General features: G+C 44.7%; 9 protein-coding genes. 7 read left to right on the plus strand and 2 right to left on the minus strand.

Features of this window, described 5'->3' with window-relative positions; translation table 11 throughout:
• The first annotated feature begins 88 nt into the window (after positions 1–88).
• From ACLQ6D_RS15975 to ACLQ6D_RS16000, 6 genes are all read left to right on the plus strand, one after another.
• Positions 89–1,042, plus strand: a complete 954-nt coding sequence (locus ACLQ6D_RS15975) for a YfdX family protein (protein ID WP_411728302.1) — start codon at positions 89–91, stop codon at positions 1,040–1,042.
• 93 nt (positions 1,043–1,135) lie between these two features.
• On the plus strand, positions 1,136–1,339 hold the full coding sequence (locus ACLQ6D_RS15980; protein WP_411728303.1) for a hypothetical protein: 204 nt from the start codon (positions 1,136–1,138) through the stop codon (positions 1,337–1,339).
• A 189-nt stretch (positions 1,340–1,528) separates the two neighbouring features.
• Positions 1,529–1,867: an acid-shock protein gene (locus ACLQ6D_RS15985; RefSeq protein ID WP_411728304.1), complete on the plus strand. Its 339-nt coding sequence runs from the start codon at positions 1,529–1,531 to the stop codon at positions 1,865–1,867.
• A gap of 452 nt (positions 1,868–2,319) precedes the next feature.
• On the plus strand, positions 2,320–2,904 hold the full coding sequence (locus ACLQ6D_RS15990) for an HdeD family acid-resistance protein (protein WP_411728305.1): 585 nt from the start codon (positions 2,320–2,322) through the stop codon (positions 2,902–2,904).
• 27 nt (positions 2,905–2,931) lie between these two features.
• The gene (locus tag ACLQ6D_RS15995; protein WP_411728306.1) at positions 2,932–3,741 is read left to right on the plus strand and encodes a TVP38/TMEM64 family protein; all 810 of its coding nucleotides are present in this window, start codon (positions 2,932–2,934) and stop codon (positions 3,739–3,741) included.
• A 45-nt stretch (positions 3,742–3,786) separates the two neighbouring features.
• Positions 3,787–4,245 carry a TerB family tellurite resistance protein gene (locus ACLQ6D_RS16000; protein ID WP_411728307.1) on the plus strand — a complete coding sequence of 153 codons (459 nt, stop codon included), beginning with the start codon at positions 3,787–3,789 and terminating at the stop codon, positions 4,243–4,245.
• A gap of 116 nt (positions 4,246–4,361) precedes the next feature.
• Here the strand turns inward: ACLQ6D_RS16000 and ACLQ6D_RS16005 are convergent, their stop codons facing one another.
• Positions 4,362–4,493 (minus strand): hypothetical protein, encoded by a 132-nt coding sequence (locus ACLQ6D_RS16005; RefSeq protein WP_411728308.1) that lies wholly within the window; start codon positions 4,491–4,493, stop codon positions 4,362–4,364.
• Positions 4,494–4,660: 167 nt separating this feature from the next.
• Between ACLQ6D_RS16005 and ACLQ6D_RS16010 the strand changes: the two genes are divergently transcribed.
• Complete coding sequence (locus tag ACLQ6D_RS16010) at positions 4,661–5,974, plus strand: phospholipase C (RefSeq protein ID WP_411728309.1); 1,314 nt, start codon at positions 4,661–4,663, stop codon at positions 5,972–5,974.
• A gap of 348 nt (positions 5,975–6,322) precedes the next feature.
• Here ACLQ6D_RS16010 and ACLQ6D_RS16015 read toward each other — a convergent pair.
• A partial coding sequence (locus ACLQ6D_RS16015) for a hypothetical protein (protein ID WP_411728310.1) occupies positions 6,323–6,614 on the minus strand: 292 nt, incomplete at its 5' end.

Genomic DNA, 6,614 nt, shown 5'->3' on the forward strand with positions numbered 1-6,614 from the left:
ACCCCACCCCACCACACCCCCCCCCCCCCCCCGCCCGCGGCGCGCCCCCCAAGAAGATAACCGCTTAACACTAACCACAGGAAAAATAATGAATAAAAATCAATATCAAAAAAAAATGGCAATCTACGTTTTATTGGCTTCAGGCGCCACTTTTCTTGCCAGCAACAGTTTTGCTAAAACCGAAACACCCAAAACACACCCTGCAACCACGATTGACAGGGTATCGGCAGCGACAAAACATAAACTTCTTAAGGAAAAGATTCCGTCAATTGAGGGTGAAGCGGCAGAAATAGAAGCAGAAACTCAAAAAGCGATTGTGGCTTTGGGCGGTAATGACACCAAGGGCGCTACAACAATTTTACAGGGGGTTTCAACCAAGTTAGATAACCTTTTAGCGAAAAATCCCGGCTTGAACCTAGTTCCAGCCAAGGTTGAAACCGATGTGTATGATTTTAATGGCACTAACAAGCAGGTTGCCTACGCGATCGACGCGGCTGAGGATATGCTCAAACACGGCAAGTTGCAAAACGCCAGAAAAATTTTGGTTGGAATGGCAAGTGAAATCCGTGTCACCACAACCAACATTCCTTTAGGCAGCTATCCTGCTGCGATCAAACAAATCATCCCGCTCATTGATTCTGGAAAAATCGACCAGGCCGTTGTGGATTTGAGCAGTGTTTTAGGCACTTTGGTGGTCACTACCGAAGTAATGCCATTGCCCGTCCTTCGCGCCGAGGAATTGTTGACGGTTGCCGCAGACTTGGAGCATAGGGATGATTTGTCCAAAGAAGCAAACAGGAATGAGATACAAAAATTCACCGATGCAGCCAAAGACAAATTAGAACTGGCACAACTGCTGGGCTACGGCGAAAAGGACGACTACAAGACGCTGTATAAGGAAATTGATGCCATCCACAAGACCCTGTTTTCTGAGCAATCAGCCGCTGTATGGCAAAAAGTTATGGATGACCTTGGGCAATTTAAAGACCGGTTAAAAGACCTGGAGGATGCGGCAGAAAGGATAGGACATCCCGCTAAGTAAGTTGTATGGACTAGAGAGTTAATATCAACCACTCTCTAAGTTCTCGCTCGTTAGGAGAACAAGTGACTAAGTTTTTTGAAGAGGGATGACATTATGAACCCACAAATCATTGGATTGCGAGTGTCCGGTACTGTTTTCGGGCTGATGTCCCTAGCGCAATTGATAAGACTGTTGATACGTCCCGATATTCTTGTGGCAGGCTATACGATGCCGTTGTGGCCAAGCGTATTGGCCTTCGTTATCTTGGGCGGCCTGAGTCTCTGGATGTGGAAACTCACTCTCATGCCGCCTAAATAAACCGCCTGCGTGAGGAATGCAGGGTGAGCATGTGGGTTTACCCACCACACGCATCGCCGCATTTTTCCTACTTGCAACATTTTTACAAACAATCCAAAACTGGAGAAGGAGGAAAAAACCAGCAATAACATCAAATTATCCAAAATGCAAAAACAACTTTTTTAATAATTATCACGAGAGAGAACGACTATGAACAAAAATACTTATCTTAGTTTAGCCTTGGCTGCTTGTATGGGTTTTGTTTCTGCGCCTTTGTTTGCAGAAGTTTCACCTGCACCTGAACATCCTGCTAATATCACTGCGCCAGCAACAACAGCTACTGAGCATCAAGATGCAGCCGCGCTTCATAAGCAACACGCGGAACATCACAAAGCGATGGCGGAGCATCATAAATCGTTGGCGGCAGAGTATAAAAAAGCTGGGCATCATGAATTACACAAACACCACGAAGCGATGGCAAAACACCATGCTGCGCTGGCTAAAGAACATGAAAAAGCAGCCGCAAATCATGAAAAAATGTCCAAGTAACCCGACAGATTACTTACGTTTTAAATCAATCAGGGCAAATAAGGATTTGTCCTGATTCTTCCGACTTTTGAGTTTTTTTGAAGGGGATACAATCATGAAACCGCTTATCAAAGCAATTTGTTTAACTGTAACTATTATCTTAGTTTGTTGCGTAACAGAACCGGGTGTTATTTGTCCGATACCAGTGGGCGCTACATATATCTGACCTACTTACGCGATTCCAGGCCCTGGGTATGTATGGCAGCAGCACCCACAATATGGCTGGGGCTGGCATCATCCAAGCTTTGGATGGCATAGAGGTTGGAGATAATACTAGGCGGTTTCAAATTCCAAATGTAAATGCTGCCTTGCGAACTCAATGTGTCAAATTAGGCTATATCCGAACTTAATGTCAGACCAAAGAACATTGCATAGTCCGGTTTGACTAAAACATCATCACAAAGGAAAATTTTATGAAAAACGCTGACGATATCGTTACTGAATTGAAGCATAAACAACAACAAATGCTGGAATACTTACAAAAACATTGGGGGTTGTTTTTAGCCGAGGGCATTTTTTTCATGCTACTTGGTATTGCCGCCATAGTCATTCCTCAAGTTATTAGCGTGGTCATCGTCATTTTTCTGGGCTGGATAATTGTCCTGGCAGGCGCAATGCACATGAGCCGGGCTTTGTTTTTCAGGGATATGCCGGGTTTTGGCTTGTGGTTAGGCCTGGGCATTTTGCAGATAGCTGTGGGTTATCTGCTCATCGCTGACCCCATTTCTGGTGTACTGACCCTCACGATGATGATGACCTTATTTTTTGCACTGGAAGGTGTCATCAAAATTTATTTGGGGTTTATGATGCGCCCTTTGCCACAATGGAATGTTGTGCTTTTTAGCGGCGTTACTGCCTTGTTTTTTGCGGCTATTATCCTGGCGTTCTGGTCTGAAACCGAACATTGGCTGTTAGGATTATTTTTGGGCATTAATATGATTATCCTGGGCGGGTCGATGGTGATAATGAGCCTACGCCATAAAGACAACCATTCATGATGCTCTTTATTCAAGGATAAGCAGCTCATGCAATTTCAACACATGAGTCTTAACAGAAAACTATTGGCAGCCTTGGCTTTTGTTGCGATTGTTTTATTTATCTGGCATGAACTTGAGCTTTACCTTCCCGATCTGGAAGGCTGGATTAATGGCATGGGCGTTTTCGCCCCGCTGGGTTTTATCCTATTCTTCGTGGTTCTCGCGCCGATTTTTGTATCCATTGATGCGCTCTGTTTTGCTGCGGGAGTATTATTTCCAATCATGACCGGCGAATTGACCATCATCATTGCAACCTATCTGTCGGCTGCAATTATATTCTACCTGGGACGTGATTTATTCCGCGCAAGCGTCCTGACAATTATCGCCGGACATCAGCGTCTTGCGAACTTGGATAAGGTGATAAGTGGTGAAAATGCCTTCAAGCTGATGTTCTTATTGCGCCTGACTCCCTTGCCATTTGCCATGCTCAGTTATGCGTTATCGGTTACGGAAGTAAAATTCTGGCCTTATTTTAGTGGCGACCAGCGGTATCTTGGTTTACAACGGCACACTGGTCTATTTGGGTTATACCGCCAAACATCTGACTGGATTAGTCAAAGGTGCAGCGCAGACGGGCTTTGTTTCACACTCAATGCTGGTCTTTGGCTTATTTATTTTATTCGGGGTATTGATCTATGTGGCAAAAATTGCGGGCGATACGTTAAAACAACTGGAATTGGTAAACAACCGAGACGAGTAAATATTGTAGGACGTAGAATCGCGTTTAATTTAATTAAATCCACGTTATCATTAAGCAGCGGTTTACCTATTTTGCAGACATCAACAAATATAAATTGAAGTGAATGTTTTAATCTATTTTGATGAAATCGGAATTTTTTGAAAATGCTCAACCAAATCAAACTTTTTTTTGAACAACATTTGGCGCTGTTAGCGCTGGAAGATAACTCAGAAGAAACGCTACAACTTGCGACTGCCGTATTGTTCCTGGAAATGATGATGATGGACGATAAAATTGAGCTAAAAGAGCAAGAAGCGATTTTGTCCCTGATCCAGCAGAACTTTTCTTTAACGTCTGAACAAGCGACCTCATTATTGGAGTTGGCTGAACAACAAAGAAAACAGGCGACTGATTATTTTCAATTTACTTCCCTAATCAATAAAACATACAGTTTGGAACAAAAAATTCATTTGATTGAATTGTTATGGAAAATTGCGTTTATTGATAATGTGTTGGATGTCCAGGAAGAATATTTGGTAAGAAAAATTGCAGAGCTTTTACATGTCCCCCATTCCGCTTTTATTATGGCAAAGGATCGAATAGGTACTGATAACAAGATTTAATCGACACCTGATTGACCTGACAAACACAATCTCAAAGTCGGTACCTGTGATATTTTCCCTAAACTAAGGCACATTTGACACTTAATGAACAATCGTAATAACAATGATCTATCTCATCACATATTGCCGAATTCATCGGTCATGGTGGGCGTCTGTATCACGGTTATCAGCATTGTCAAAAGCATGGATTCAGGGGTAATAAACTTCTTGATCGATAAAGCGTTAGCCATTGATAGCATATTGTTCATGATAAGTGCATTACTATCATTTTCATCGATACGTTCAGAGCAGTCTGCGGTACGTTTGGAACGTTGGGCTGAATTGATCTTTTTAGTAGGGTTGGTCTCAATGACCCTGGTTACGGTGATTTTCTCCTTTGAAATCGTTTAGTTTAAATTTTAAAAACACACCACCCATGCCAACACAAAATAAACATTCTATTTTTACGGCTGTAATGGTCTTGTGTGTCACGTGTACTCCTGTTCCCAAACCTTCCGTCGAATCGTGCCCTTACAAGGCGGGGCAAAGTGTAGTCGAAACTTACCCGGATATGCTTCGCAGCACAGATATTCCCATCGACCACATCATTGTGGTGATGCAGGAAAACCGCTCTTTCGATCACTATTTCCAGAAACTGCCTGAGTATGGCCAACCTGATGTCGAAGTTGCCCCAGCGAATACATTCAACTTGGATAAGGACGGAAAAAAAGTATTTTTGACACTAGCCACTACGCCTTGCTTAGGTGATGAACCGCATTATTGGAACAAAGTTAGCGAACAGATTGCCGATGACAAAGTGAGCGGCTTTGCTACTGCGGGTGGGGCGGGTGCGATGACTTACTATGATGAGTCCTGGATTCCGTTCTATTACGCATTGGCGAACACGTTTGCCATCGCAGACCATTATCACGCCAGCGTTGCCAGTTCGACCTGGCCTAACCGTATGTATATGATTGCGGGGACTTCTTTAGGGCATATCATCAACGATCCGCCGCCACCTCGTGCCGAAGAACATTCGATCTTCCATCAACTCGAACAAGCTGGCGAAAGTTGGGCTATCTTTACCGCCTCCAAACCTTCATTCGAAGAACAGATCCTACCGAAACTGCATACCGAGAAGGGCGACCACTTCCTGACGACTGTCGATTTTTTTAAAGCCGCAAAAGCCGGCAAGTTGCCCAGCTTTTCCTGGATTACATCTGCCGGTCGCCATAATGAACACCCGCCAAAAAACATTCAGGCGGGTGAAAAGTTTGTTGCCCAGATAGTCGATGCGGTACTGAAAAGCCCTAACTGGCAACGGACAGCCTTGTTTTTTACCTACGACGAACATGGTGGGTTCTATGACCATGTTCCGCCACCAAAGGCATGTCCGCCGGATGACATCCAACCTATTCTTGAATCTGGTGATGTTCCAGGCAAATTTGATCGGCTTGGGTTTAGGGTACCGATGATTGTAATCTCACCCTATGCCAAAAAACACTATGTGTCACACACGGTCTACGATCACACCTCCATTCTGCGATTTGTGCAAGCACGTTTCAATTTGCCTGCCATGACTGCCCGTGATGCCCATGCCAAGCCACCTATAGACATGTTCGATTTCGAGCATCCGGCGTTTGTAAAGCCCCCTGTTTTACCTGGAGCAGTTGAGAACCCGAAATTCCTTAACCAGTGCGAGGATACCGAACGGACGCATTACAGCAATGAGGCGGCAACGGGTAAATAAAAACCGGATTGTTATTGGTGATGACAGCTCGATATCTTTTTTCACCGCTGAGATGAAATCAGGATTTGATCGACCTTGAATATATTTTGGAGCTTAGTCAATTATAGCTAGATACCCAGTCCCATCAACGCCTCGGCGACAACCAGTGCTGTTTTTACGGGAGAAAGCTCAAAAGTGAGTGGCACATCCCCATGAATTTAAGCCATTCATTCGTGATTATCTATCCCAGGCAAAAAAGACCTAATACCGAACTTTTTCTACGAACATAGCAACCGCAACGGTTGAAATCAACCATTTTAATTGGTTTATATACACCATGAACGGCTCTATGTGAAATACAGTGGGTAATCAAACTTCAACCTTGAAACCGTCCGTCCTTAACCGCGCCAGGCTACGGGAGTTTACGCCCCGCGACAGCACCAACCAACGCTTTAAGACGATCCAATACGGCCTCAAACGCCCGCCAAGGTCGAACAGGCCATCCAAGGGCGCCTGAAACGGCAAGCCAGGCGCCACAACAAGTCCTATCCTGGCGAGCCGGTCCATTTCGACACCAAGCGGCTGCCGCTGCTTAAGGGCCAATCCCCAACCCAGCCCCGCGAGTGCCTGTTGGTCGCCATTGACGACTTCTCCCGTGAGC

Source organism: Methyloglobulus sp., assembly GCF_046714055.1.
Taxonomy (GTDB): domain Bacteria; phylum Pseudomonadota; class Gammaproteobacteria; order Methylococcales; family Methylomonadaceae; genus Methyloglobulus.

Coding starts and splice junctions, on each gene's coding strand:
- ACLQ6D_RS15990 (WP_411728305.1), top strand. CDS start 2,320: ATGAAAAACGCTGACGATATCGTTACTGAATTGAAGCATAAACAACAA.
- ACLQ6D_RS16010 (WP_411728309.1), top strand. CDS start 4,661: ATGCCAACACAAAATAAACATTCTATTTTTACGGCTGTAATGGTCTTG.
- ACLQ6D_RS15995 (WP_411728306.1), top strand. CDS start 2,932: ATGCAATTTCAACACATGAGTCTTAACAGAAAACTATTGGCAGCCTTG.
- ACLQ6D_RS15975 (WP_411728302.1), top strand. CDS start 89: ATGAATAAAAATCAATATCAAAAAAAAATGGCAATCTACGTTTTATTG.
- ACLQ6D_RS16005 (WP_411728308.1), bottom strand. CDS start 4,493: ATGAACAATATGCTATCAATGGCTAACGCTTTATCGATCAAGAAGTTT.
- ACLQ6D_RS15985 (WP_411728304.1), top strand. CDS start 1,529: ATGAACAAAAATACTTATCTTAGTTTAGCCTTGGCTGCTTGTATGGGT.
- ACLQ6D_RS15980 (WP_411728303.1), top strand. CDS start 1,136: ATGAACCCACAAATCATTGGATTGCGAGTGTCCGGTACTGTTTTCGGG.
- ACLQ6D_RS16000 (WP_411728307.1), top strand. CDS start 3,787: ATGCTCAACCAAATCAAACTTTTTTTTGAACAACATTTGGCGCTGTTA.